Raw genomic sequence first — 23,089 nt, 5'->3', positions numbered from 1 at the left:
CGTGCGGCTGGTCGTCGTCGGCGTGGGTGCCATCGGGGGGTCGCTCGCGGTGCGGCTCGTCCAGGCGGGGCACGAGGTCGTCGCCGTCGCCCGCGGTGAGCACCTGGAGCGCATCCGTGCCGAGGGGCTGCGGCTGCGCACGCCCGAGGAGGACGTCGTGGTCCCGCTCGAGGCCGTCGGCGGCGTCGACGAGGTGGGGGAGCGGGGCGTCGACGCCGTCCTGGTGACGACGAAGAGCCAGGACACCGCGGGGGTGGCACACGCGCTGGCCGGTTCCGCGCTGGCCCGTCGGCCCGTGGTCTGTGCCCAGAACGGGGTCCGGAACGAGGACGTCGTCGCCGGCGCCGGGCTCGCCGCGTACGGGGCGCTCGTGATGATGCCGGCGGCCCACCTGCGGCCGGGGGAGGTGCAGGCCTACTCGTCCCCGACGGTCGGCATGGTGGACGTCGGGGTGTGGCCCTCCGGCACCGACGACGTCGCCGCGGGCGTCGCCGACGCCCTGCGGTCCGCCGGCGTCGACAGCCGCACGGTGGCCGACATCGCCCGGTGGAAGTACCGCAAGCTCCTGGTCAACCTCGGCAACGCCGTCACCGCACTGTGCGGGAGGAGCGCACCGGTCGGTGTCCTCCTCGAGCGGGCCGAGGACGAGGGGCGCGCCGTCCTCGATGCCGCGGGGATCGACTACGCCTCGGCGGAGGAGGACGCCACGCGGCGGGGCCGGACGCTGCAGGTGCGCTCCATCGGCGACGAGGAGCGTGCGGGCAGCTCGACGTGGCAGAGCCTGGCGCGGGCCACCGGTGACAGCGAGGTCGACGAGCTCAACGGCCAGATCGTTCGCCTCGGGGCGCGGGTGGGTGCACCGACGCCGGTCAACGCGACCCTGGCCCGGCTCGTGGCCGAGGCCGCCCGGACCCGGAGGGGGCCGGGGCTGATGACCGTCGGGGAGGTGCTCGCGCAGGTGGAGGAGGCGTCGTCGGCGGTGTAGTGACATAATGTGGATTATCGGCGTTACGCCGCAGTCACCCTCCGCAGGCGTCGGGCCTGCACCTCGTACCTGCTCACCGGCCCGCCACCGGTCCGCCAGAACCTCCGGCGCAGGCTGCCCTCGACCTCGACCCGGGCGCCGACCTGCAGCCGCCCGGCGCAGCGTCGGGTGGCTGCCGACCAGCACGCGACGTCGACGGTGTCGACGCCCGGATGCCCGCGCGGCCGCCCGACGGTCACCCGCAGGGTGTGCACGACGTCGCCGCTCGGCAGCTCGCGTGGCGGGTCGAGCGAGGTCACCCGCCCCACGAGGCGGACGGTGTTCTCGTCGGTCTCGGCCATCGTGGCCCCCTTCGCTGAGCCGGTCCGGCGCCAGTGCACCCGTGGTCCCCCCGTCGGCGCAACGGCCGGCGGTGGACCTGTGGACACCGGTGGCCCGCTCCGCGGCCTGTGGACCGTGCCCGGTCCGCACGGGTGTTACCTGTGTGATTCCTGTGACGCACGAGCCTGGTGTGCCGCCCGCGTGGCGGTCCCGCCGGCGTCGGCGGGCGCGATCTCCCGGCTTCGGGTGCCGACACCGGGTGCGGGTGCCTATGGTGGGAGCGCGCACGAGCAGGGCGTGTGCCGGAACCCGGGCCGTGCCCGGGATCGAGCAGGAGTCCAGTCGTGGTGCGGCGGTCGACGAACAAGGCAACGGGGCCTCGACGGGTGCTCGTCGGGCTCGCTCTGCTCGGTGCCGTCCTCGGGTCCACGGCACCGGCCGCCGTCGCTGCTACCGCACCGTCGCCGGAAGCATCGGCCCCCCCGAGCGCCGGGACATCCTCGGGCACGTCGTCGACGCCCAGCCCCTCGCCGTCGGCGAGCGGGACGGCCGGACCGCAGCCCAGCGCGAGCCCCACCCCGAGCCCGACGGGCACCCGGACGCCGGCGCCGGAGGACTCCGAGGAGGCCGCGGAGCCCGAGGGCCTCTCCCCCGCCGAGCTGGCCGCCCAGGTCGCCGAGGCGGCGCGGATCTCGCAGGTGCTCGAGGAGTCCAGCTCGGCCGTCGCCGCCGAGATGCGCCGGATGGACGAGCTGTCGACCCGCTCGAACGCGGTCCTCGAGCAGCTCGCGACGGCCACGGACGCCCAGCGGGCCGCCCGCGAGGAGGCCGCGGACACCCGGGCCGACCTGCGGCTCCTGCAGGGCCGGTTGGCCACGGCTCGCGCCCTCGTGCGCTCCTGGGTCTTCGACGTGTACTCCGGTGGTGGGGGCGACGCCGACCTCGCCGGCATGCTCGAGGCGTTCTCGGTCGACGAGGACGAGGTGAGCGACCCCCTCGGAGACCTGTCCTACCTCACCGACCAGCGCACCCGGGCGCTGCAGGAGGTGCGCACGCTCACCCAGGAGCAGGCGGACCTGACCCGTGCCGCGGAGTCGGCCGAGGCCGAGGCGACGGCCGCGCGCGCGGCGGTCCAGGCCGCCAAGACCCGCCTGGATCGCCTGATGAGCGCGCAGCTGGAGCGGGTCGGCACCCTGCGCCGGCTGCAGCGGGCCGAGGTCGACAAGGCCGGCCCGGTCGCCGAGGTGCTCGTCGGCGCGCGGACCCCCACGGCGCGGGCCGCCGCCGACCGGCTGCGCGAGGCCCTCTCGACGACGGCGCTCGAGTCCGCCCACGTCGGTCGCCCGTGCTCGCAGGAGGACGCGCTCTACCCCAACGGCGAGTACCCCGACAGTGCGCTGTGCCCGCTGTGGGAGGCCCCCGGCCAGCGCCTGGCGCCGCGCGCCGCCGCCGCGTTCGACGCGATGAGCAGGGCGTACGCGGCCCAGACCGGGACGCCGCTGTGCGTCACCGACTCCTACCGCTCCTACCCCGACCAGGTCGCCGTCAAGGCCTCCCGGGGCCGGTGGGCCGCCACCCCCGGCACGAGCCGGCACGGCCTCGGCCGGGCGGTGGACCTGTGCGGGGGTGTCGAGGACTTCGGGTCGGCCGCCCACCTGTGGCTGCGCACGAACGCCCCGCTCTACGGCTGGTTCCACCCGTCGTGGGCCGAACCGGACGGCAGCCTCCCCGAGCCCTGGCACTGGGAGTACGCGGGCTGAGCTCCGGGCCTCCCGCGCTAGGCGACGGTGTGCTCCCCGTGCTCCTTGACCGGAAGCATCACCGCGAACCCCGCGGCGAGGACGAGGACGATGCCGAGGATGCCCCAGTACTGCGTGTTGTCCGCCCCGGTGAGCAGCGCCCCCAGCGCGATGAACAGGCCGAAGGCGGTCGGTGAGAGGAACGAGACCACCCGCCCGGTTGTGGCGTAGAGGCCGAAGATCTCGCCGCCGCGACCCTCGGGGACGAGCCGGGCGAGGAAGCTGCGCGAGGCCGCCTGGGCCGGCCCGACGAAGACCGTCATGAGCAGGCCGAGGGGCCAGAACACCGCCGCGCCGCCGTCGTGGAGGACGAAGACGAGCAGCCCGAGGACGACGAGGGCCCCGAGCGAGACGAGGATGACCCGCTTGGGCCCGATCCGGTCGTCGAGCAGGCCGAAGCCCATCGTCGCGAGGCCGGCGACGATGTTCGCGGCGGCGCCGAAGATGATGACCTCCCCCGCGGAGAGCCCGAAGGTGCCCGCGGCGAGCACCGCTCCGAAGGCGAAGACGCCGGCCAGCCCGTCGCGGAAGAGCGCCGAGGCCAGGAGGAAGAAGACCGTGTGCCGCGAGAGCGCCCACAGGCCGGTGACCGAGCGCCACACGAGCCGGTAGGACTGCACCACCCCGACCCGGGGGCCGCGCTCGGTCGGCCGGTCCTTCAGGACGAGGAAGGCGGGGACGGTGAACAGCAGAGTCCACACCCCGCAGACCACCATCGAGACCCGGATGTCGAGCCCGTCGGCATCGGTGACGCCGAAGAGGCCCACCTCGGGCTGGATGAAGGCAAAGTAGATCAGCAGCAGGACGATGATCCCGCCGAGGTAGCCCATCCCCCAGCCGAAGCCCGAGACCCGCCCGACCGTCCTCGGGGTGGCGACCTGGTCGATGGTGGAGTTGTAGTTGACCCCGGCGATCTCCGAGACCACCGACCCGGCCGCGAGCAGCCCGAGCCCGACCCAGAGGAACCCCGGCTCGGGCCGGACGACGAACAGGGCCGCGGAGAGCAGGGCGAGCAGCCAGGTCTGGACGCGCAGGTGGTGGACGGTGCGCCCCGAGCGGTCGGAGTTCTGCCCGAGGACCGGGGCGAGCAGGGCGACGAACAGCCCGGCGAGCGCCGTCGAGACCGACAGTGCCGTCGACGTCGTGTTCGTGCTCCCGAAGGAGGAGCTCGTGAGGTAGACCGAGAAGACGAAGGTCGTGATCACCGTGTTGAAGGGCTGGGTGCCCCAGTCCCACATCCCCCAGGCGAGGACACGGCGCGGGCGGGTCGGCGGGGCGAGGTCGAGCGCGGAGGGGCCGGTGAGGTCGTCGGCCGCGGCGGCGGGTGGCATGCTCACGGGGGTGACGCTATCGACCCGGGGACCCCGGGCGGGCCGGGGCGGCCGGCCACTCCCCCGCACACGTCGGTGTGATGTCCCTCACAGCCGACGGGGCCACGTGGGGCGGTGCGGAACAACCCGGCCGGCTGGCGCGTTCCCTGACCATTGACCCGGCCGCGAGGACCCCGGTCGGGACATCACAGATCCGGGAGACACCCATGGCAGAACGCAGCCTGCGCGGCAGCCGGCTCGGCGCCCTCAGCATGGAGACCGACGAGAACGTCGTGCCCTCCGAGCGCAACATCACCACCTACCTGTGCCCGAACGGGCACACCATCGAGCTGCCCTTCTCCGTCGAGGCCGAGGTGCCGGCGACGTGGGAGTGCCGGTGCGGTGCGCTCGCCAAGCTCCAGGGGGGCGGTGCCCAGCCGGAGGCGAAGCCGGCCAAGCCGCAGCGGACCCACTGGGACATGCTGCTCGAGCGGCGCTCCATCCCCGAGCTCGAGGAGCTCCTCGAGGAGCGGCTGACGCTGCTGCGCGCCTCCCGCGGCGAGAAGACCAAGAAGAAGTCGGCCTGAGCGACCCGGCGATGCCGGCCCCCTGCCACGGGTGGCCGGCATCGTGCTGTCCGGGTGGGGCCTAGGCGGGCTAGTCGACCACCTCGCCCTGGATGACGTCGGGCGGGCCCTCGCCCCCCGCTCCCCCGCCGGCGGGTCCGCCGGGCCAGCTGCCGAACGGGCCGAGCAGGCGCCGGGCGACGGCCGCCTCGAGCCAGCGCCGGGTCACCGGACGGGTGAGCGGCAGGACGACGAGGAAGCCGGCGACGTCGGTGACGAACCCCGGGGTGAGCAGCAGGGTGCCACCGACGAGGACGAGCGCGGCGTCGGCGAGCTCGCGGCTCGGCATCCGGCCGGTCCGCAGGGCGTCCCGGAGCGCCGCCCAGGCCCGTCCGCCCTCACGCCGGACGATCCAGGCACCGAGCAGGGACTCGAGCAGCAGCAGGAGGAAGGTCGGCCACCCCCCGATGGTGCGCCCGACCGCGACGATGACGGCGACCTCGATCAGCGGGACGACGAGGAGGGCGAGGAAGACCCAGCGCAGGATGCTCCCCCGACGGCTGCGGCCGGAGGTGGGCACGGCACGTCCCGGGCTCACAGCGCGTGCCACCGCTCCGGCCGGCCGGCGAGCGCCCTCAGCTGGCGTGCCCGGTGCCGCAGGCCCCAGCCGGTGATCCGGCGCAGCGACTCGGCGACGATGTCGCCGCTCATCTTCGAGGTGCCGACCTCGCGCTCGACGAAGGTGATGGGCACCTCGACCACGGTGAGGCCGGCGCGCACCGCCCGCCAGGTGAGGTCGGTCTGGAAGCAGTAGCCCTGTGAGGCGACGTCGGCCAGCCCCATGACCCGCAGCGCCTCGCTGCGGTAGACCCGGAACCCGGCGGTCGCGTCGTGGACCGGCATGCCGAGCAGCACCCGCACGTAGAGGTTGCCCCCGACGGAGAGCGCCTTGCGGTGCACCGGCCAGTTGACGACCCGCCCACCGCGTACCCACCGCGAGCCGATGACGGCGTCGGCGTGCTCGGCGGCGGCCAGCAGCGACGGCAGGTGCTCGGGCCGGTGCGAGCCGTCGGCGTCCATCTCCACGACGGCGTCGTACCCGTGATCGAGCGCCCAGTGGAAGCCGTCGAGGTACGCCGCGCCGAGCCCCTCCTTGGCGCGCCGGTGGATGACGTGGACCTGCGGGTCGGCGGCGGCGAGCTCGTCGGCCACGACCCCCGTACCGTCGGGTGAGTCGTCGTCGAGGACCACGACGTCGGCGGTGGGCACGGCGCCGCGCACGCCGTGTACGGCGCCGGCGAGGTTCTCCCGCTCGTTGTACGTCGGGATGAGCACGGCGACGCGCTGCAGCGGTGGACGGTCGGAGTCAGGCAACGGTCTGGTCCTCGGGGGCCTCGGGGTCTGCCGTCACCCTAGCCCGCCGCCCCGACCGGGCCGCGGACAGCACGAGCAGGACGAAGAGCGCCGTGGCCAGGACCACGGGGGCGCTCCCGAGCCGGTCGGCCGGGGTGCGCTCGTGGCGCAGCACCGGCTCACCGAGGCCCTGGGCGGCGGTGAACAGGCCGGTGGCGCCGGTCACCGTGCCGTCGGGGGCGACGAACCCGGACACGCCGACCGTGGAGACGTGCACGACGCTGCGCCCGTGCTCGATGGCCCGGATCCGGGAGATGGCGAACTGCTGCTCGGACTCCGCCGTGTACCCGAAGGTGGCGTTGTTCGTCTGCACGAGCAGCAGCGAGTCGGTGTCGCCGGCGGCCTCGACGCTCGTGCGCATCAGCCCGTCGTAGGCGACCTCGAAACAGATCGTCGGCAGCGCGGTGTAGCTGCCGCCGCTCGCAGGCACCTCGAACGCCCCGACGGTGTCGCCGGCGACGAAGTTGCCGGCGAGGTCGGCCGCCGAGGTGAACTGCGCGAAGAACTCCCGGTGGGGGATGTACTCGGCGAACGGCACCGGGTGCAGCTTGGTGTACCGCTCGGGCTCCCCCGCGCCGGTGTAGAACAGCGAGACGTTCGAGCTCGCTCCCGGCGGCTCGGCCAGCACCGCGCCGACGACCAGGGGCACCCCGAGCGTCGACTGCGCGGCGCGGATCTCGGCGTCGGCGTCGGCGTTGCGGAAGGGGTCGATGTCCGAGGCGTTCTCGGGCCAGACCACGAGGGTGAGGTCGTCGGGCGCCCGCTCGGCGAGGGCCAGGGTCCCGCGGACGTGGTTGTCGAGGACGGCGCGCCGCTGCGCGTTGAACTCGAGCCCGGCCTGCGGGACGTCGCCCTGGACGAAGCCCACGGACGCGGTCCGCCCGTCGGTCGGCAGCGGGATGAGCCCGGCGGCGAACGGCGCCGCCGCCACGAGCGCCCCGGCGAGCAGGCGTGCCGGGCGGCGGGCGGCGAGCCCCCAGCACAGGGCCAGCAGACCGACGCCGACGACCGCCGTCGCGAACGTGACCCCGGGGGCGCCGAGCCACCGGGCCACGTGGGCCAGCGGGCTGTCGGCCTGGCTGAACGCGAGCCGGGCCCAGGGGAAGCCGCCGTAGGGGGTGGTCGAGCGGGCCCACTCCTGGGCCACCCAGCCCAGCGGCACGAGGAGCAGCGCTGCCGGGCGATGGCCGGAGGCGAGCAGTCGGCGGCCGGCGTACCCGACGAGCGCCGACATCACCGCGACGTACAGCGCCTCGAGGGTCGCCAGGGCGAACCAGGGCAGCTTGCCGACGTAGACCCCCGACCACGACAGGGTCGGGCCGAAGTACGCGAGGCCGGCGAGCAGGCCGAGGAGGAAGCCGCGCGGTGCTCCGGCGCCCAGGGTCGCGGCGCCGAGCAGCGCGACGCCCACGGGGGCCAGCCACCACAGGTCGTGGTCGGGGAAGGCGAGCCAGAGCGCCAGTCCGGCGAGGACGGCCGCGAGGGGGCCGGCGGTCAGCCGGAGCGGGGTGGGCACGGGCCCACGGTAGGTCACCCGGCTGGAGGCACGACGACGACCCCGCGCGCGGTCGTCGCGACGATCGGCGGGTCGAGAACCTCGGCCGTCGACTCCCCCCGCGCCGGTACGCCGCGGCCGACGACCCGCAGCTCGAAGTCCATCTCGCGGGAGCGGGTGCCCACCCGCACCAGGCGGGCCTCGACCTCGACCAGGTCGCCGGCGCGCACCGGCGCGAGGAACTGGACCTCGGAGTAGGAGGCGAACAGCCCCTCGTCGCCGTCGGTGCGGATGCACATCTCGGTCGCGACGTCGCCGAAGGCCGCCAGGCCGTAGGCGCCGTCGACGAGGTTGCCGGCGTAGTGGGCGTGGCTGAAGGGGACGTAGCGGCGGTGGGTGACGCTCAGGCCGACCTCGGCGGTGGTCATCGCTGTACTCCTCGGGGGTCGGGGGTGGTGCGCGGCTCGACGAGCTCGTGGACGAGGTAGGAGGCGACCTCGCCGGGGGTGGTCCCCCGGCCGAAGACCCGGTCGACGCCGAGCGCGGCCGCCGAGCCCTCCTCGAAGCGAGGGCCGCCGACGACGAGCAGCGGCACCTCGCCCGCGGGGAAGGCCTCGCGGAAGGCGGCGGACATCGTCGTCGTGTTGTGGATGTGCGCGTCCTTCTGGGTGACGACCTGGGAGACGAGCACCGCGTCGGCCCCGACCTCGCGGGCACTCGCGACGAGGTCGGGGACGAGCACCTGGGCGCCGAGGTTGACGACCGTGAGCTCGCGGTAGTACTCCAGCCCCTTCTCGCCCGCGAAGCCCTTGATGTTGAGGATCGCGTCGATGCCGACGGTGTGCGCGTCGGTGCCGATGCAGGCCCCGACGACGACGAGCTTGCGCCCCAGGTGGGTGCGCACGGCCTGGTTGACCTCCGCGGGGGTGAGCAGCGGGAACTCACGCTCGGCGACGTGGACCTCGCGCAGGTCGACGAGGTGGGTCACCGATCCGTAGACGACGAAGAACGTGAAGTCCGGGCCCATGGCCTTGGCGTGGACGAGCAGGGCCGGGCTCATCCCCATCTTCGCGGCCAGCTGGAGGGCGGCACCCTCGGCCCGCTTGTCGTGCGGGAGCGGCAGGGTGAAGGACACCTGCACCATGCCGTCGCCGGTCGTGTCGCCGAAGGGCCGCACGAGGGGCCCCGGGGCTCCGGGGGTGTCGGGGCTCATCGGGTCGCCCCCTCCTCGAGCAGGCTCGTCGCGGGGTTGTCGTACCCGCCGGCCTTGACGACGACGCCGTCGAGGCCCTTGCCCGCGGTCGCGGGGCGCTTCATCGCGCCGAAGGTGCCGTCGGCGATGGCGGCGAGCAGCGGAGGGTCCCCGGCGGCGTCGCTGTCGTGGACGATGCCCTCGAGCAGGTCGACGGCCTCGGAGAGCACCTGCCGGGCGCGGGTCTGGATGAACCCGTCACGCGGCGGGTGGAAGTCCTCGGTGAGCCCGCCGGCGGCCTCCATGACGTACCGGACGTTCTGGAGGGCGAGGTCGCGGTCGGACAGCCATGGGGTGACGACCGCCTCGGTCATCATTCCGACGAGGAGGATGCCCTGGCCGGTCATCGCACCGGCGAGGTTGAAGAACCCGTCGAGGAGGTAGCCACGGAAGACATCGCCGGTCATGTGCTTGGTGGGCGGCATCCACTTCAGCGGAGCACGGGGGAAGAGCCTGCGGGCCAGCAGGGCGTGCGCGAGCTCGGTCCGGAAGCTGTCCGGCAGGTCGGGGTCGATCTCGAAGGCGTGCCCGAGGCCGAGCTGCCAGTCCTCGAGCCCGGCCTCCTTGGCGAAGTACTCGTTGAGCAGCTGGCTCACGGTGACGGTGTGCGCCGCCTCGACCGCGTCGGCGGTCGTGAGGTAGTTGTCCTCGCCGGTGTTGATGATGATGCCGGCGCGGGCGTGCACCTGACGGCTGAAGCGCTGGTCGACGAAGGTCCGCACGGGGTTGATGTCGCGGAAGAGGATCCCGTACATCGAGTCGTTGAGCATCATGTCGAGCCGCTCGAGCCCGGCGAGGGTGGCGATCTCCGGCATGCACAGCCCGCTCGCGTAGTTGGTCAGCCGGACGTACCGGCCGAGCCGACGGCTCGTCTCGTCGAGGGCGGCCCGCATGAGGCGGAAGTTCTCCTGGGTCGCGTACGTGCCGGCGAACCCCTCACGGGTGGCGCCCTCGGGGACGAAGTCGAGCAGGCTCTGCCCGGTGGAGCGGATGACGGCGATGACGTCGGCACCCGCCTCGGCCGCCGCGCGGGCCTGCGGGATGTCCTCGTGGATGTCGCCGGTGGCGACGATGAGGTAGACCCACGGCGTGCGCGGCGCGTCGCCGACCGTGGCGACCATGCGCTCACGGGCGGCCCGCTGGCGGTCCATGGTGCGTACCCCGCGGGCCACCGCCACCCGGGCCGCGCGCCGCGAGGCGCGCAGGTCGCTGCCCTCGGGCAGCCGGAAGGAGACTCCCCCACTGCTCGCCTTCTGCGCCAGGGTCAGCAGGTCGGGGGCCTGCCCGCGACGCAGGGCGTCCCAGACCGGTGTCGTGACGCCGTGCTCGAGACCGGTCTGTGCACGGACCGCGTCGACGAGGTGGTTGACCCAGGGGGTGCCCTCGTGGTCGGCGCCCTTGAGCCCGGCGAGACGAAGCGTCGCCCGCTCAACGGAGACCGTGGTGTGCGCCCGAGCGAGGTCCACGACGGGCTGGCCGGCCCTGCGTGCGAGTGAGCGGGCACGTCGCACGACCGCTGGGTCAACCTCGAGGACCGGGCGCTGACGTGGAGACACGGCGCCACGCTAGCAAGCCTGCCGCAGACCTTGCGGCTCCCAGGGCCCACGGACGCAGAATGTTGTGTTCGCGGTGTCTCCGTGGTGGGAGGGCGTCGGCGGTGGCCGGTCGACAACCCGGTCGAGAGCGAAGCCGCCGGCTGCTTCGATGGCAGCGTGACCGACTCCCCCGGCGTCCCGCCCGGCACTCCCTCCCCCGTCTCCTGGCCTCGGGCCGTGGGCGGACTCGTGCTCAGACCGCCGACCGCGGCCGACGTCGACCCCATCCTCGCGTGGCGCAACCGCCCTGAGGTCACGCGATGGCTGCTGCGCACCAACGTCGACGCCGACGACCTGCGTGCCCGGCTGCTCGGGCCGCTCGACCCGGACGACCACTCGTTCGTGGCCCTGCTCGGCGGCGAGCGGGTGGCGATGGGCTACCTCGAGGTGAAGGACGGCATGGGGCAGGACCGCGGCTCGGGCCATCGGAAGGCGGAGGCCCTCCTCGGGTGGAACGTCTCGCCGGAGCATTGGGGCCGCGGGTACGGCGCCACGATCGCCGCGGAGCTGCTCGTCATCGCCTTCCGCGAGCTGCGGGTGCACCGCGTGACGGCCGGATGCTTCGCGGACAACGTGGGGTCGTGGCGCGTCATGGAGAAGGTCGGGATGCGGCGCGAGCAGCACGGTGTGGAGGACTCGTGGCACGCGGAGCTGGGCTGGGTCGACGGGTATACCTACGCGATGCTTCGCTCGGAGTGGTTGGACCAAAGCTGCTGAGCGCGAGTGAAGTTCCTGTGGATTCCTCTCGACCATCGAACGCGGGCGCCACCCGCACCACCGAACCCCACCACCGCCTGGCCTTCTAGTGCGTCAGACAGCCGGTGGTCACCCGCGGGCGTCGACGAGGGTGACGCCGTCGGCAACGGTGAGGAGGCACTCGGGCAGCGGTGCACCCCCGCCGAGGACGGGAAGGCCGTCCGGCCCGAGGTCGGCGACCGACCACGCGGCGAAGGTCGCCGGCTCGCCGACCCGCAGCGCTCCCCCGCTCCGGCCCGCCAGCTCCCACCCGCCGGCGGTGTGCGCACGTACCGCGGCCCGCACGGAGAGCCGCTGGTCCTCGTCCCGGTGCTCGGCGGCGGCGCGGACGGCCACCCACGGGCCGAAGGGCGTCACCGGTGAGTCGGCGCCGAAGGCCAGCCGCACCCCCGCGCCGGTGAACCCGGCGAGCGGGTTGGTCGCGACGCCCCGCTCGGGCCCCAGCCGCACCGCGTACATGCCCTCGCGACCACCCCAGTAGGCGTCGAACGCCGGCTGCACGCTGGCCCCGATGCCGAGTCGCGCCATCGTCGCGATGCCCTCGGGCCCGACCATCTCGGCGTGCTCCAGGCGCGGCCGCGAGGCGCGCAGCCGCTCAGCACCGACGAGCTCCGCGGCCCGCACGTAGCCCTCGAGGACGAGGTCCAGAGCGGCGTCGCCGATGACGTGGAACCCGCTCTGCACGCCGGCGACGGCGCAGGCGGCGACGTGGTCGCGTACGGCCGCGACGTCCCGGTAGGCCGTGCCGTGGCATGTGGGGTCGTCGAGGTACGGCTCACGGAGCAGGGCGGTGTGCGAGCCGATCGACCCGTCGATGTTGAGGTCCCCGCCGAGCCCCAACGCGCCGTGCGCCGTGGCGAGCGAGCGCGCCTGCTCGGCGTCGGTGACCGGCTCCGCCCAGTACCCGACGGTCGAGGGCAGGCCCGGTCGGCGGCCCAGGTCGAGGACGTCCGCGAAGTCCTCGGCGGAGGTGAGCAGCGGTCCCCCGCACTCGTGGACGGCGACGATGCCCATCCCGGCGGCGGCGCGCAGCGCGGCCTCGATGTCCCCCCGCCGCTCGCTGCGGGAACGAGCCGCCTCGAAGGCGGCCCACGCGACGTTCTTCGCGTCGCGCACGACGAAGCCGGTGCCCGACCAGCCGTCGAGCGCGTCCGCCCCCGCACGGGCGGCGAGGGCCGAGGAGACCACGGCCGAGTGGCCGTCGATCCGGGACGCGTAGACGATGCCTCCGTCGCTCGCCCGGTCCAGCTCGCCGGCGGTCATCGCCCGCTCCCGGGTCCAGTCCTCCTCCTGCCAGCCGTGGGCGAACACCGGGGCTGCGGGCGTGGCCCGGGCGGCCGCCGCGACGAGGTCGAGGGCCTCGGTCACCGTGCGGGTTCCCGCAAGGTCCACCCCGCGCATGCCGAGCCCGGTGTGCGAGACGTGTGCGTGGGCGTCGACGAAACCGGGCAGGACGAGGGCGCCCTCGAGGTCGACGACGGCGTCGACGGCCTCGACGTATCTGTCGGCCTCCTCCTGCGCACCGAGCCAGGCGATGCGGCCGTCGTCCCCGACGACCAGGGCCGTGGCCGACCCGTCCTGGACGTTCCACACCCGCGCGCGGCGGTAGAGGGTCGTCGGCACGGCCGCCACTCTAGGCGTCGGGCGTACCGTCGGGGGCATGGCCTTCCCCCGCGCCGTCACCCGCTTCAACAAGGCCGTCCTCAACAAGGGGATGATCCACCTCGCCGGGCACGGCCCCTTCGTCGAGCTCGAGCACGTCGGGCGCCGCTCCGGGCGCACCTACCGGATCCCCGTCAACGCCTTCCGGCACGGCGACGAGCTGACCTTCGCCCTCACCTACGGCCCGGACGTCGACTGGCTGCGCAACGTCCGGGCCGCACAGGGCTGCCGGGTGCGCATGCACGGCGAGTGGCTCACCCTCGCAGCCCCACGCGACCTCACGACCGAGGAGGGCATGGCCCGGATGCCGGGGCTGGCGCGCACCGTCCTCGGCGTCGCCCGCGTCGACCACTTCGTGGCGATGCCGGTGCGGCAGACCGCCCCCGCCTGAACGGGCTCAGCCCGCGAGCCGCGCCTCGAACAGACCCCGAACCGCGTCGTCGCGGCGCACCAGGTCGACGGCGAGCTCGGCGTGCCCCGGGACGTAGCCGTTCCCGACGAGCATCCGCACGTCCGCGGCCAGCCCTTCTGCCCCGAGTGCGGCGGCCGCGAAGCTCGTGGCCATCGAGAAGAAGACCACGGTCCCCCCCTGAGCGGTCGAGAGGACCGCGGGCTGCTCGCACCCCGGGACGTCGACGCACACCACCGTGACGTCGGCCGGGCCACCCGCGGTCGCGACCGCCTCCGAGAGACCGAGGGGTGAGCGGGCGTCCGCGACGACGACCTCGTCGGCGAGGGCGCTCGCCGCCAGCAGATCGGCCTCTGCCCGGGTCGGGACCACCCCGATCCGGTGCCCGGCCCCGGCGTCGCGGGCAGCGGCCAGCGAGAGGGACCCTGACTTGCCGGCGGCCCCGAGCACGGCCACGACGGGCGCCCTCCCCCGCTCGGTGTACTCGCCCACGACCCGTGACACCAGCGCCGGGGCGCCGCACACGTCCATGACCATGAGGGCGAGGTCGGCCGACAGGTCCTCGGGCAGCCGGGCCGCGATCGAGCGGCCGAACAGGACGGCGGTGCCCGTCGCCGGCACCCGCTCCGAGCGTCCGTCCCACCGACGCAGCCCGTCGGTGAGGACGAGAGGCGTGAGCGAGAGCGAGACGAGGGTCGCCACGCGGTCGCCGACGCGCAGCCCGAGGGGTGAGCTCGGGCCCACCTCGGCCACCGTGCCGACGAGCATGCCCCCGGACCCGGTCACCGGGTTCTGCATCTTCCCCCGCTCGGCGACGATCGCGAGCACCTCCTCGCGCACCGCGTCGCCGTCACCGGCGTGCTTCTCGGACAGCTGGCGGAAGGAGGCCGCGTCGAGGTTGAGCGTCTCGACGTCGATGCGGACCTCGTCCGGCCACAGCTGCGGTGAGGCGTCGAGCCGCCTCGCGGCCTGGGGCAGGGCCGCCCCCCTCGGGTCGAGGACCCGGTGCAGCCCCACCGGCGAGCTCGGGGTGCTCCGCACGAAAATCTCCTTCACAGCCGACACGCCACCGAAGTATTTGCGCCCGGAACGGGACATCAGCGACACCTGTCTCGTATCCTCCCACGCATGGCGACGACCATCGAGCAGCCCTACGCCTACCGACGCCGCGTGCTCGTCGAGCCGGACTGGACGCGGCTGCCGGGGTGGCGCGACGTCACCCGCTCGGACTGGGAGAGCGCCCAGTGGCAGCGGGCGCACTGCGTGAAGAACGTCGGGCAGCTGCGCGCCGTCATGGGCGACCTGCTCGAGGAGCGCTTCTACGACGACCTCGAGCGCGACCAGGCCGAGCGGGCGACGATGGCCATGCTCGTCACCCCCCAGATGCTCAGCACGATGGTCCCCGCGACCGAGGAGGCACTGCCGGCGGCGGGCGCCGCGTTCACCGAGGCCTTCTACGCCGACCCGGTGCGCCGCTACATGCTGCCGGTCTTCTCCGACCGGCGCACCGACTGGCCGAGCCACCCGTTCGCGGCCCGCGACAGCCTCCACGAGCACGACATGTGGGCCGTCGAGGGGCTCACCCACCGCTACCCCACGAAGGTGCTGGCGGAGCTGCTGCCGACGTGCCCCCAGTACTGCGGCCACTGCACCCGGATGGACCTCGTCGGCACCTCGACCCCGCAGGTCGTCAAGCTCAAGCTCGCCGGCAAGCCGGTCGACCGGCACACCGCGATGCTCGACTACCTCCGGCGCACCCCGGGAGTACGCGACGTCGTCGTCTCCGGCGGGGACGTCGCGAACATGCCGTGGAAGAACCTCGAGGGCTTCCTCGACCGGCTCCTCGACGTCGAGTCCGTCCGAGACGTCCGGCTGGCGTCCAAGGCGCTCATGGGCCTGCCCCAGCACTGGCTGCAGCCGGACGTCGTCGAGGGGGTGGCCCGGGTGGCCGCCAAGGCGCGCTCGCGGGGGGTCTCCCTCGCCATCCACACCCACGTCAACAGCGCGGAGTCGGTGACGCCGCTCGTCGCGGACGCGGCGCGTGCCATGCTCGCCGCCGGGGTGCGGGACGTGCGCAACCAGGGCGTCCTCATGCGCGGTGTCAACGACTCCTCGGAGGCGCTGCTCGACCTGTGCTTCGCGCTCCAGGACGAGGCCGGGGTCACGCCGTACTACTTCTACATGTGCGACATGATCCCGTTCGCGGAGCACTGGCGGCTCTCGCTGCGCGAGGCCCAGGAGCTCCAGCACGACATCATGGGCTACCTCCCCGGCTTCGCCACCCCGCGCATCGTCTGCGACGTCCCCTACGTCGGGAAGCGCTGGGTGCACCAGGTGCACAGCTACGACACGACGACCGGGATGTCGTTCTGGCAGAAGAACTACCGCACCTCGATCGAGGGTGAGGATGCCGAGGCGCTCTCGCGGGAGTACGTCTACTACGACCCGATCCACACCCTGCCCGAGGCGGGCCAGGACTGGTGGCGGCGCACGACGGACCTCGACGCCGCCCATGCCGCCGCGCTCGCCGGTGCGGCCTCCAGCCGGGCGGGCTCGGCCGCCGACCTGGCCTGAGCCACCCGGCCGTAGGCTCGCTCGCATGGCGCGTCGAGCCTCCTCGGCGACGCCGGCGACCGCGGCCCTCGCGGCGGCCGGCGTCGTCTTCACCCAGCACCACTACGAGCACGACCCCTCGGCGCCTTCCTACGGCACCGAGGCCGCCGAGGTGCTCGGCCTGCCCCCGGAGCAGGTGTTCAAGACCCTGCTCGTCGACACCGGCGACGGCCTCGCGGTGGGCGTCGTCCCGGTCGCCGGCTCGCTCGACCTGAAGGCGATGGCGAGCGCGCTCGGTGTCAAGCGGGTCGCAATGGCCGACCCCGCCGCAGCGGAGCGCTCCACCGGCTACGTCCTCGGGGGGATCTCACCGGTCGGCCAGCGACGGGCCCTGCCGACCGTGCTCGACGAGAGCGCCGAGCTGTTCGAGGTGGTGTACGTCTCCGGTGGACGGCGGGGCCTCGACCTCGGCCTCTCCCCCGCCGACCTCCTGCGGGTCACCGGCGCCGCCGTCGCGGACATCGCGCGCTAGGTGGCCCGCCGGGGCCGGGCGCGCACGTGCATCCGCTCACCCTGGGGACCCATGATGCTCAGCAGCTCGACCGGCCGCTCGTCGGCGCAGCCGAACCAGTGCGGGGTGCGGGTGTCGAACTCGGCCACCTCGCCGACCCCGAGGACGACGTCGTGCTCGGCGAGGACCAGCCGCAGCCGACCGTCGAGGACGTAGACCCAGTCGTAGCCCTCGTGGCTGCGTGGGTCCGGTTCCCGCCCGTCGGGCCGCAGCACCATCTTGAAGGCCCGCGGCCCACCGACCCGGTTGGTCAGCGGGATGACGCTGCCGTGCGGGTACTCGGTGGCCTTGAGGTTGACCCGGGGGTCACCCGTGGCCGGGGCGTCGACGAGCTCGTCGAGGCTGACCCGGTAGGTGCGGGCCAGCGAGACGAGCAGCTCGAGCGTCGCGCGGCGGGCGCCGGACTCCAGGCGCGAGAGCGTGCTCACCGAGATCCCCGTGTCGCCGGAGACCTCGGCCAGGGTCATCCGGCGACGGGTGCGCACCGTCCGCAGCCGGGCACCGACCGCCTCCGGGTCCAGATTTGCCATCCCGGCAACCTACCTTGCCGGAGGGTGGGGCGGGGGCGCAGGGTCGCCGGCATGACCCAACCGACCACCTCCCCCACGACCCTCGACGTCCTCGTCGTCGGCGGCGGCGCCGCCGGCCTCTCGGCCGCCACCGTGCTCGCCCGTTCGCTGCGCTCGGTTCTCGTCCTCGACACCGGCGCGCCGCGGAACGCGCCCGCCGCGGGCGTCCACGGCCTCATCGGCCACGACGGTCTCCCTCCGGGCGAGCTCCTGGCCCGCGGGCGAGCCGAGCTGGCGTCCTACGGCGGGCGGGTCGTGTCCGCCGAGGCCGTCGGCAGCTCGCGGGACGGGGACCGCTTCGAGGTGCGGTCCGCGGACGGACGCACGTGGTCGGCGCGTCACCTCGTCGTCGCCACCGGTGCCCGCGACGTGCTCCCGGAGGTGCCCGGGCTGCGCGAGCACTGGGGGCGCGGCGTCGTCCACTGCCCCTACTGCCACGGCTGGGAGGTCCGCGGCTCCCGGGTCCTCCTCCTGGCCACCGGACCCGCTGCCCTCCACCAGGCCGGCCTGTTCGGCCAGCTCACCGACCGGCTGAGCGTCCTCGCGCACGAGCCGGACGCCCTCGACACCGCCGCCCGCGAGCGGCTGTCCGTGCTCGGTGTCCCGGTGCTCGAGGGTCCCGCGCTGGAGGTCCTCGGCGACGGCGGTGTCCTGACCGGGGTGCGGACCGCCCGCGGGGTCGTGCCCGCCGACGCGGTGGCGGTGGCGTCGGTGGTCGAGGCACGCCCGGGCGTGCTCGCCGACCTCGGGGTGCGCACTGCCGAGCTCGAGATGGCCGGCAGCGTCGTCGCGCGGCACGTCGAGGCCGACGCGATGGGCCGCACGAGCGTCCCGCGGGTGTGGGTCGCGGGGAACGTCGCCGACCCGATGGCCCAGGTCGTCATGGCCGCGGCCGCCGGAGTGCGGGTGGGCGCACTCGTCAACGCCGAGCTCGTCGCCGAGGACCAGGAGCGCCGGGTCGCGGGGTCCTGACGGGTGCCGCTCAGCGGTGGGCGTCGGCAGCCGCCTGGATGCGCGCCACGAAGCGCTCCCAGCCGGCGGCGTCGAGCATGTCGTGGTCCCGGCCGGCCTGGCCGTCGAGCTGCTCGCGCAGGATCTCGAGATGCCCCGCGTGCTGTGCGGTCTCGGCGACGACCCGCACGACGAGGTGGCCGAAGGTCGTCCGCCGGCGCTCGGCAGGCCACCACGGGGGCTCGGCCGGGTGGTCCAGCGGCAGGCTCGCCAGCGCGGAGTCCGAGAGTGCCCAGGCCCGCCGGTAGCGGCCGAGAACCTCCTCGCGGGTCTCCTCCGCGCGGGCCCACATGTCCCCGCCCTCCCACACCGAGCCGTCCTCGTCCCACGGTAGGGGCGGTGCCGCACGGCCGACGGACCGCGACAGGTAGCCGATCTCGACGCCGGAGAGGTGCTTGACGACGCCGAGCAGGTTGGTGCCCGTGGGCGTCAGAGGGCGCCGGGCGTCGTACTCCGGGAGCCCGTCGAGCGCACGCAGCACCGCGTCACGGCCCTGCTGCAGGTAGTGGTGGAGGTCGCTCGCCGTCCCCGGCGGCAGGCTCACTCCCACGGTGTCGAGAGGACCACCGTGGTGCGGGTGGAGACGTGGGCCGCCCCGCGGATGCGGGCGATGAGCTCCTCGAGGTCGGCCGGCGTGGCCACCCGGACCTTGAGGATGTAGTTCTCGTCGCCGGCCACGGAGTGGCACTCCTCGATCTCCTCGATCCCCTCGAGGCGGTCGGGCACGTCGTCGGGCTCGGCCGGGTCCAGCGGGGTCACCGACATGAAGGCCGTGAGCGCGCGGCCGAGGGCCCGGTGGTCGACCTTGGCGGTGTAGCCCCGGACCACCCCCCGCTCCTCGAGCCGTCGCACGCGCTGGTGGACGGCGGAGGTGGACATCCCCAGCGCCTTGCCGAGGTCGGTGTAGCTGATCCGGCCGTCCTCGGTGAGGAGGTCGACGATCCGCCGGTCGAGGTCTTCCACGGGCGCCAGCGTAACCGGGGCCCTCCGAGGGGCCCAGGCCGCGCCACGAGGTGGACCCCGTGGACGCCGCGCGTAGGCTCACCGCCATGCCGCCGGACGAAGGACGCCTGCCGAGGCTGATGCTCCTGGACTCCGCGTCGCTGTACTTCCGGGCGTTCTACGGGGTCCCAGACCGGCGCGGCAGCACGGGCGAGGCGCCGACGAACGCCGTGCGCGGCTTCCTCGACATGCTCTCCACCCTGCTCACGGCCCACCGGCCCACGCACCTCGCCGCCTGCTGGGACGAGGCGTGGCGCCCGCAGTGGCGGGTCGACCTGCTCCCGACGTACAAGACCCACCGGCTCACCGAGGGCTCGGACGCCGTCGAGGAGAGCCCGCAGGACCTCACCCCGCAGGTCCCGGTGATCCGCGAGGCACTGGCCGCCGTCGGCCTGGCCCGCGTCGGCGCGGCCGACCACGAGGCCGACGACGTCATCGGCACGCTCGCGACCCGCAACCACGGGGTGATGCCCGTCGACATCGTCACCGGTGACCGCGACCTGCTCCAGCTCGTCGACGACGCGCACGCCGTCCGGGTGCTCTACACGGGCAAGGGGGGCGTGCGGGAGCCGGACGTCGTCACCGAGGCCTTCCTGCGCGAGCGGTACGGCGTCCCGAACGGCGACGCCTACCTCGACATGTCGGTGCTGCGGGGTGACACGAGCGACGGCCTGCCCGGCGTCAAGGGCATCGGGGACAAGACGGCATCGGCCCTGGTCACGGAGTACGGGTCGCTGGCCGCCCTGCGCCGCGCCGTCGCGCAGGGCGACCCCGCGATCCGGGGGGCGCGCCGCAGCAACCTCGAGGCGGCCGCGGACTACCTCGACGTGGCGCCGCGCGTCGTGCGGGTCGTCCGCGACGCCCCGGTCCCGCAGCTCGACCTGGCACTGCCCGCGCAGGTGGCCGACCGGATGGCCCTCGACGAGCTCACGGCCCGCTACGGCCTGGAGAACCCCGTCGGGCGGCTGCTCACGGCGCTCGGGCTCGCCTGAGACCGCCGGGCGCTCAGTCCAGCCGGTCGGCGGCGACCACCCCGCGCATCACCGCGTCGACCGCCCGCCGCGCCGTGCGCCGCAGCTCGGCGTCGCCGGCGGCGTCGGCCACCTGGTCAAGGAGGTCGACGAGCTGCTTGCACCGGCGCACGAAGTCCCCGGCGGCCATGTCCTGGCCACGCAGGACGTCCTCGAGCCGACCACCCGAGGCCCAGCGGTGCACCATCCACGCCATCCCTCCGTCGGGCACCGACGTCGACGGCAGGTCGTGCTCGGTCTCGAGGTCCTCGATCCGGGACCACAGCCGCTCCGTGGCGTGCACGGCCTCCGCGACGTCCTCGGTGGGCATCCGCGGGGAGACGTCGGCCTCCTCGTGCCGTGGCTCGTGGACGAGGGCCGACAGCGCGGCCGCCAGCCCGGGGGCGTCGAGGCGCTTCCAGACTTCGTGGCGCAGACACTCGGCGGCGAGGAGGTCCCGCTCGCTGTAGAGCCGCCGCAGGCGCTCACCGCGCTCGGTGACGACGGTGCCACGCTCGGCGAGGTAGCCGAGGGACTCCAGGGCCTCGCAGATCCGGTCGAAGGTGCGCGCGACGGTGTTGGTGCGCCCCTCGACGCGCCGCTGGAGCCCTGTCGTCTCGCGCCTCAGGCGCCACCAGCGCTCGGCCCAGCGGGCGTGGTCCTCGCGCTTGGGGCACTCGTGGCAGGGGTGGTCGCGCAGCTGGCGGCGCAGGTGGTCGACGAGCTCGGTGTCGCCGGCCGTGGGGTCGGTGCGGTGCCGGCGTGACGGGGCGTCCTCGAGGCCTCGCGGCGTGGCGATCCGTAGCGAGGTGGCCAGGTCGCGGCGGGACTTCGGCGACTTGGGGTTGAACTGCCGGGGCACGGTGACGTGCGCCTGGGCCTCGACGGGCTCGGGCACGTCGACGAGGGTGAGCCGGCGGAACTGGTGGTCCTCGGTGACGACTCCTGGCCCGGTGGGGGTGCCCTTCGCGGTGCGGGCGGGCTGCACCACGACGGCCCAGCCCGCCCGCCGCCCGGCGGGGATCCGGATGACGTCACCGACGCGCAGCCGCTCCAGCGAGACGGCGGCCTCGGCGCGGCGCGAGGCGGCGCGGGCCCTGCGGCCGTCCTTCTCGGCGTCGCCCAGCTCGCGCCGGATGCGGGCGTACTCGCGGAAGTCCCCGAGGTCGCAGTGCATCGCCTCGGCGTAGCCCTCCAGCGCCTCTGCGTTCTTGCGCAGCTGGGTCGAGAGCCCGACGACCGACCGGTCGGCCTGGAACTGGGCGAAGGAGGTCTCGAGCACCTCGCGGGCGACCTCACGCCCGACCTGGGCGACGAGGTTGACCGCCATGTTGTACGTGGGCCGGAAGCTCGAGCGCAGCGGGTAGGTGCGGGTGGAGGCCAGCCCGCCGACGGCCATCGGGTCCATCCCGCGGGTCCACTGGACCACGGCGTGCCCCTCGACGTCGATGCCGCGGCGGCCCGCCCGCCCGGTGAGCTGGGTGTACTCGGCCGGGGTGATGTCGACGTGCGCCTCGCCGTTGTACTTGACGAGCTTCTCCAGGACCACGGTGCGCGCGGGCATGTTGATGCCGAGGGCGAGGGTCTCGGTCGCGAACACGGCCCGGATCCGGCCCTCGGTGAACAGCTCCTCGACGATCTCGCGGAACAGCGGCAGCATCCCGGCGTGGTGCGCCGCGAACCCGCGGCCGAGGCCCTCGAGGAAGTCCCAGTAGCCGAGCACGCCGAGGTCCTCCTCGGCGAGCGGCTCGACCCGCTGCTCGACGAGGCGACGGATCCGGTCGCCCTCGCGGTCGGGCACGAGGCGGATGCCCGCGGCGAGCAGCTGGCCCACCGCGGCCTCGCAGCCGGCCCGGCTGAAGATGAACGTGATCGCCGGGAGCAGCCCCTCGCGGTCGAGGTCGGCGACGACCTCGGCCCGGGTGGCGCCGCCGCCGGGACGGCTGCCCCGCGCGAAACCGCGGCCCCCGCCTCCCCCGCCCGGGCCGCGCGGCGGGGTGCGGTCGCGCCGGCCACGGCCGCCGCGTCGCCCGCCCGCGCCACCGAGGCGGCGGGCGTCCTCGACGTAGCGTCCGCGTTGCTCGGCGCCTCGGATCGCGTGCAGCAGGTCGGGGTTGACCCGGTTGCCGGCGAAGAGGTCGAACATCGTCGTCCCGACGAGCATGTGCTGGAACAACGGCACCGGACGGTGCTCGGACACGACGACCTCGTGGTTGCCCCGCACCTGGGCCAACCAGGCACCGAACTCCTCGGCGTTGCTCACCGTCGCCGAGAGGGAGACCACCTGCACCGACTCCGGCAGGTGGATGATGACCTCCTCCCACACGGCGCCGCGGAAGCGGTCGGCGAGGTAGTGCACCTCGTCCATGACGACGAACCCCAGCCCGGAGAGCGTCGAGGAGCCTGCGTACATCATGTTGCGCAGCACCTCGGTGGTCATGACGACGACGGGGGCCTCGCCGTTGACCGACGAGTCTCCGGTGAGCAGCCCGACGTGCTCGGCGCCGTGGCGGCGCACGAGGTCGTGGTACTTCTGGTTCGAGAGCGCCTTGATCGGCGTCGTGTAGAACGTCTTGCGGCCGGTGGCCAGCCCGAGGTGGACCGCGAACTCGCCGACGACGGTCTTGCCGGCCCCCGTCGGCGCCGCGACGAGGACGCCCTTGCCCTCCTCGACCGCCTCGCAGGCGCGTAGCTGGAAGTCGTCCAGAGGGAAGTCGAGGCTCGCGGTGAATCGCCCCAGCTCGGCCCGGGAGCGCCGGTTGCGGGCCGCTGCGGCGGCATACCGCTCCGCGGGACTGGCCATGGCCTCA

Annotated in this window: 23 protein-coding genes; 9 read left to right on the top strand and 14 right to left on the bottom strand. The window is 74.3% G+C overall.

Going from position 1 to position 23,089, the window contains the following annotated elements; translation table 11 throughout:
- Position 1: 1 nt before the first annotated feature.
- A complete protein-coding gene (locus G8D98_RS02200; protein ID WP_166098446.1) occupies positions 2-985 on the top strand; it encodes a ketopantoate reductase family protein in 984 nt (327 codons plus the stop codon).
- 23 nt (positions 986-1,008) lie between these two features.
- On the opposite strand, the gene G8D98_RS02195 is transcribed toward G8D98_RS02200, so the two are convergent.
- Positions 1,009-1,326 carry a single-stranded DNA-binding protein gene (locus G8D98_RS02195; protein ID WP_166098443.1) on the bottom strand — a complete coding sequence of 106 codons (318 nt, stop codon included), beginning with the start codon at positions 1,324-1,326 and terminating at the stop codon, positions 1,009-1,011.
- A 324-nt stretch (positions 1,327-1,650) separates the two neighbouring features.
- On the opposite strand from G8D98_RS02195, the gene G8D98_RS15405 reads away from it, so the two are divergent.
- Positions 1,651-3,066, top strand: coding sequence for a M15 family metallopeptidase (locus tag G8D98_RS15405; RefSeq protein WP_166098441.1), 1,416 nt, complete (start codon positions 1,651-1,653; stop codon positions 3,064-3,066).
- Positions 3,067-3,083: 17 nt separating this feature from the next.
- Here the strand turns inward: G8D98_RS15405 and G8D98_RS02185 are convergent, their stop codons facing one another.
- Positions 3,084-4,436 (bottom strand): MFS transporter, encoded by a 1,353-nt coding sequence (locus tag G8D98_RS02185; RefSeq protein WP_166098919.1) that lies wholly within the window; start codon positions 4,434-4,436, stop codon positions 3,084-3,086.
- Between the two features lie 206 nt (positions 4,437-4,642).
- On the opposite strand from G8D98_RS02185, the gene G8D98_RS02180 reads away from it, so the two are divergent.
- Complete coding sequence (locus G8D98_RS02180) at positions 4,643-5,002, top strand: RNA polymerase-binding protein RbpA (RefSeq protein ID WP_166098438.1); 360 nt, start codon at positions 4,643-4,645, stop codon at positions 5,000-5,002.
- Positions 5,003-5,072: 70 nt separating this feature from the next.
- Here G8D98_RS02180 and G8D98_RS02175 read toward each other — a convergent pair whose 3' ends face one another.
- Genes G8D98_RS02175 through kamD form a run of 6 tightly spaced genes read right to left on the bottom strand, consistent with a single transcriptional unit; the run spans position 5,073 to position 10,652 of the window.
- Positions 5,073-5,561 (bottom strand): FxsA family protein, encoded by a 489-nt coding sequence (locus G8D98_RS02175; RefSeq protein ID WP_205859671.1) that lies wholly within the window; start codon positions 5,559-5,561, stop codon positions 5,073-5,075.
- A 14-nt stretch (positions 5,562-5,575) separates the two neighbouring features.
- Positions 5,576-6,355, bottom strand: coding sequence for a polyprenol monophosphomannose synthase (locus G8D98_RS02170; protein WP_166098435.1), 780 nt, complete (start codon positions 6,353-6,355; stop codon positions 5,576-5,578).
- Positions 6,348-7,910, bottom strand: coding sequence for an apolipoprotein N-acyltransferase (lnt, locus tag G8D98_RS02165; protein WP_229661697.1), 1,563 nt, complete (start codon positions 7,908-7,910; stop codon positions 6,348-6,350). The genes G8D98_RS02170 and lnt overlap by 8 nt, the downstream gene beginning before the upstream one ends.
- Positions 7,911-7,924: 14 nt before the next feature.
- On the bottom strand, positions 7,925-8,317 hold the full coding sequence (kal, locus tag G8D98_RS02160; protein ID WP_166098433.1) for a 3-aminobutyryl-CoA ammonia lyase: 393 nt from the start codon (positions 8,315-8,317) through the stop codon (positions 7,925-7,927).
- Positions 8,314-9,102 (bottom strand): lysine 5,6-aminomutase subunit beta, encoded by a 789-nt coding sequence (gene kamE, locus G8D98_RS02155; RefSeq protein ID WP_166098431.1) that lies wholly within the window; start codon positions 9,100-9,102, stop codon positions 8,314-8,316. Before kamE ends, kal begins: the two co-directional genes overlap by 4 nt.
- A complete protein-coding gene (kamD, locus tag G8D98_RS02150; protein ID WP_240920858.1) occupies positions 9,099-10,652 on the bottom strand; it encodes a lysine 5,6-aminomutase subunit alpha in 1,554 nt (517 codons plus the stop codon). The genes kamE and kamD overlap by 4 nt, the downstream gene beginning before the upstream one ends.
- A 201-nt stretch (positions 10,653-10,853) precedes the next feature.
- Here kamD and G8D98_RS02145 point away from each other — a divergent pair, with 201 nt between their 5' ends.
- Positions 10,854-11,453 (top strand): GNAT family N-acetyltransferase, encoded by a 600-nt coding sequence (locus tag G8D98_RS02145; protein WP_205859670.1) that lies wholly within the window; start codon positions 10,854-10,856, stop codon positions 11,451-11,453.
- A 108-nt stretch (positions 11,454-11,561) separates the two neighbouring features.
- Here G8D98_RS02145 and G8D98_RS02140 read toward each other — a convergent pair whose 3' ends face one another.
- Complete coding sequence (locus G8D98_RS02140) at positions 11,562-13,115, bottom strand: amidohydrolase (protein ID WP_205859669.1); 1,554 nt, start codon at positions 13,113-13,115, stop codon at positions 11,562-11,564.
- A gap of 37 nt (positions 13,116-13,152) precedes the next feature.
- Here G8D98_RS02140 and G8D98_RS02135 point away from each other — a divergent pair, with 37 nt between their 5' ends.
- The gene (locus tag G8D98_RS02135) at positions 13,153-13,545 is read left to right on the top strand and encodes a nitroreductase family deazaflavin-dependent oxidoreductase (protein WP_166098423.1); all 393 of its coding nucleotides are present in this window, start codon (positions 13,153-13,155) and stop codon (positions 13,543-13,545) included.
- Positions 13,546-13,551: 6 nt separating this feature from the next.
- Here the strand turns inward: G8D98_RS02135 and kdd are convergent, their stop codons facing one another.
- On the bottom strand, positions 13,552-14,604 hold the full coding sequence (gene kdd, locus G8D98_RS02130; protein ID WP_166098420.1) for an L-erythro-3,5-diaminohexanoate dehydrogenase: 1,053 nt from the start codon (positions 14,602-14,604) through the stop codon (positions 13,552-13,554).
- Positions 14,605-14,691: 87 nt separating this feature from the next.
- Here kdd and G8D98_RS02125 point away from each other — a divergent pair, with 87 nt between their 5' ends.
- Positions 14,692-16,137, top strand: coding sequence for a KamA family radical SAM protein (locus tag G8D98_RS02125; protein WP_166098416.1), 1,446 nt, complete (start codon positions 14,692-14,694; stop codon positions 16,135-16,137).
- Between the two features lie 25 nt (positions 16,138-16,162).
- Entirely contained in the window at positions 16,163-16,648 is a 486-nt protein-coding gene (ybaK, locus tag G8D98_RS02120) for a Cys-tRNA(Pro) deacylase (RefSeq protein ID WP_166098414.1), read from the top strand.
- Here ybaK and G8D98_RS02115 read toward each other — a convergent pair.
- The gene (locus G8D98_RS02115) at positions 16,645-17,217 is read right to left on the bottom strand and encodes a helix-turn-helix domain-containing protein (protein WP_166098412.1); all 573 of its coding nucleotides are present in this window, start codon (positions 17,215-17,217) and stop codon (positions 16,645-16,647) included. The genes ybaK and G8D98_RS02115 overlap by 4 nt on opposite strands.
- Before the next feature lie 51 nt (positions 17,218-17,268).
- On the opposite strand from G8D98_RS02115, the gene G8D98_RS02110 reads away from it, so the two are divergent.
- Positions 17,269-18,228, top strand: a complete 960-nt coding sequence (locus G8D98_RS02110) for an NAD(P)/FAD-dependent oxidoreductase (protein WP_166098411.1) — start codon at positions 17,269-17,271, stop codon at positions 18,226-18,228.
- 10 nt (positions 18,229-18,238) lie between these two features.
- On the opposite strand, the gene G8D98_RS02105 is transcribed toward G8D98_RS02110, so the two are convergent.
- Both G8D98_RS02105 and G8D98_RS02100 read right to left on the bottom strand, forming a co-directional pair.
- Entirely contained in the window at positions 18,239-18,811 is a 573-nt protein-coding gene (locus G8D98_RS02105) for a DinB family protein (protein ID WP_166098410.1), read from the bottom strand.
- Complete coding sequence (locus G8D98_RS02100) at positions 18,808-19,230, bottom strand: Lrp/AsnC family transcriptional regulator (RefSeq protein WP_166098406.1); 423 nt, start codon at positions 19,228-19,230, stop codon at positions 18,808-18,810. Before G8D98_RS02100 ends, G8D98_RS02105 begins: the two co-directional genes overlap by 4 nt.
- Positions 19,231-19,316: 86 nt before the next feature.
- On the opposite strand from G8D98_RS02100, the gene G8D98_RS02095 reads away from it, so the two are divergent.
- Positions 19,317-20,261, top strand: coding sequence for a 5'-3' exonuclease (locus tag G8D98_RS02095; RefSeq protein WP_229661698.1), 945 nt, complete (start codon positions 19,317-19,319; stop codon positions 20,259-20,261).
- 13 nt (positions 20,262-20,274) lie between these two features.
- On the opposite strand, the gene G8D98_RS02090 is transcribed toward G8D98_RS02095, so the two are convergent.
- Positions 20,275-23,082, bottom strand: coding sequence for a DEAD/DEAH box helicase (locus tag G8D98_RS02090; protein WP_166098403.1), 2,808 nt, complete (start codon positions 23,080-23,082; stop codon positions 20,275-20,277).
- Positions 23,083-23,089: the final 7 nt, after the last annotated feature.

It is taken from the genome of Phycicoccus endophyticus (assembly GCF_011326735.1).
GTDB lineage: Bacteria > Actinomycetota > Actinomycetes > Actinomycetales > Dermatophilaceae > Phycicoccus > Phycicoccus endophyticus.
The sequence above is the reverse complement of the archived record's forward strand: the minus strand, read 5'-3'. Positions and strand labels throughout refer to the sequence as shown.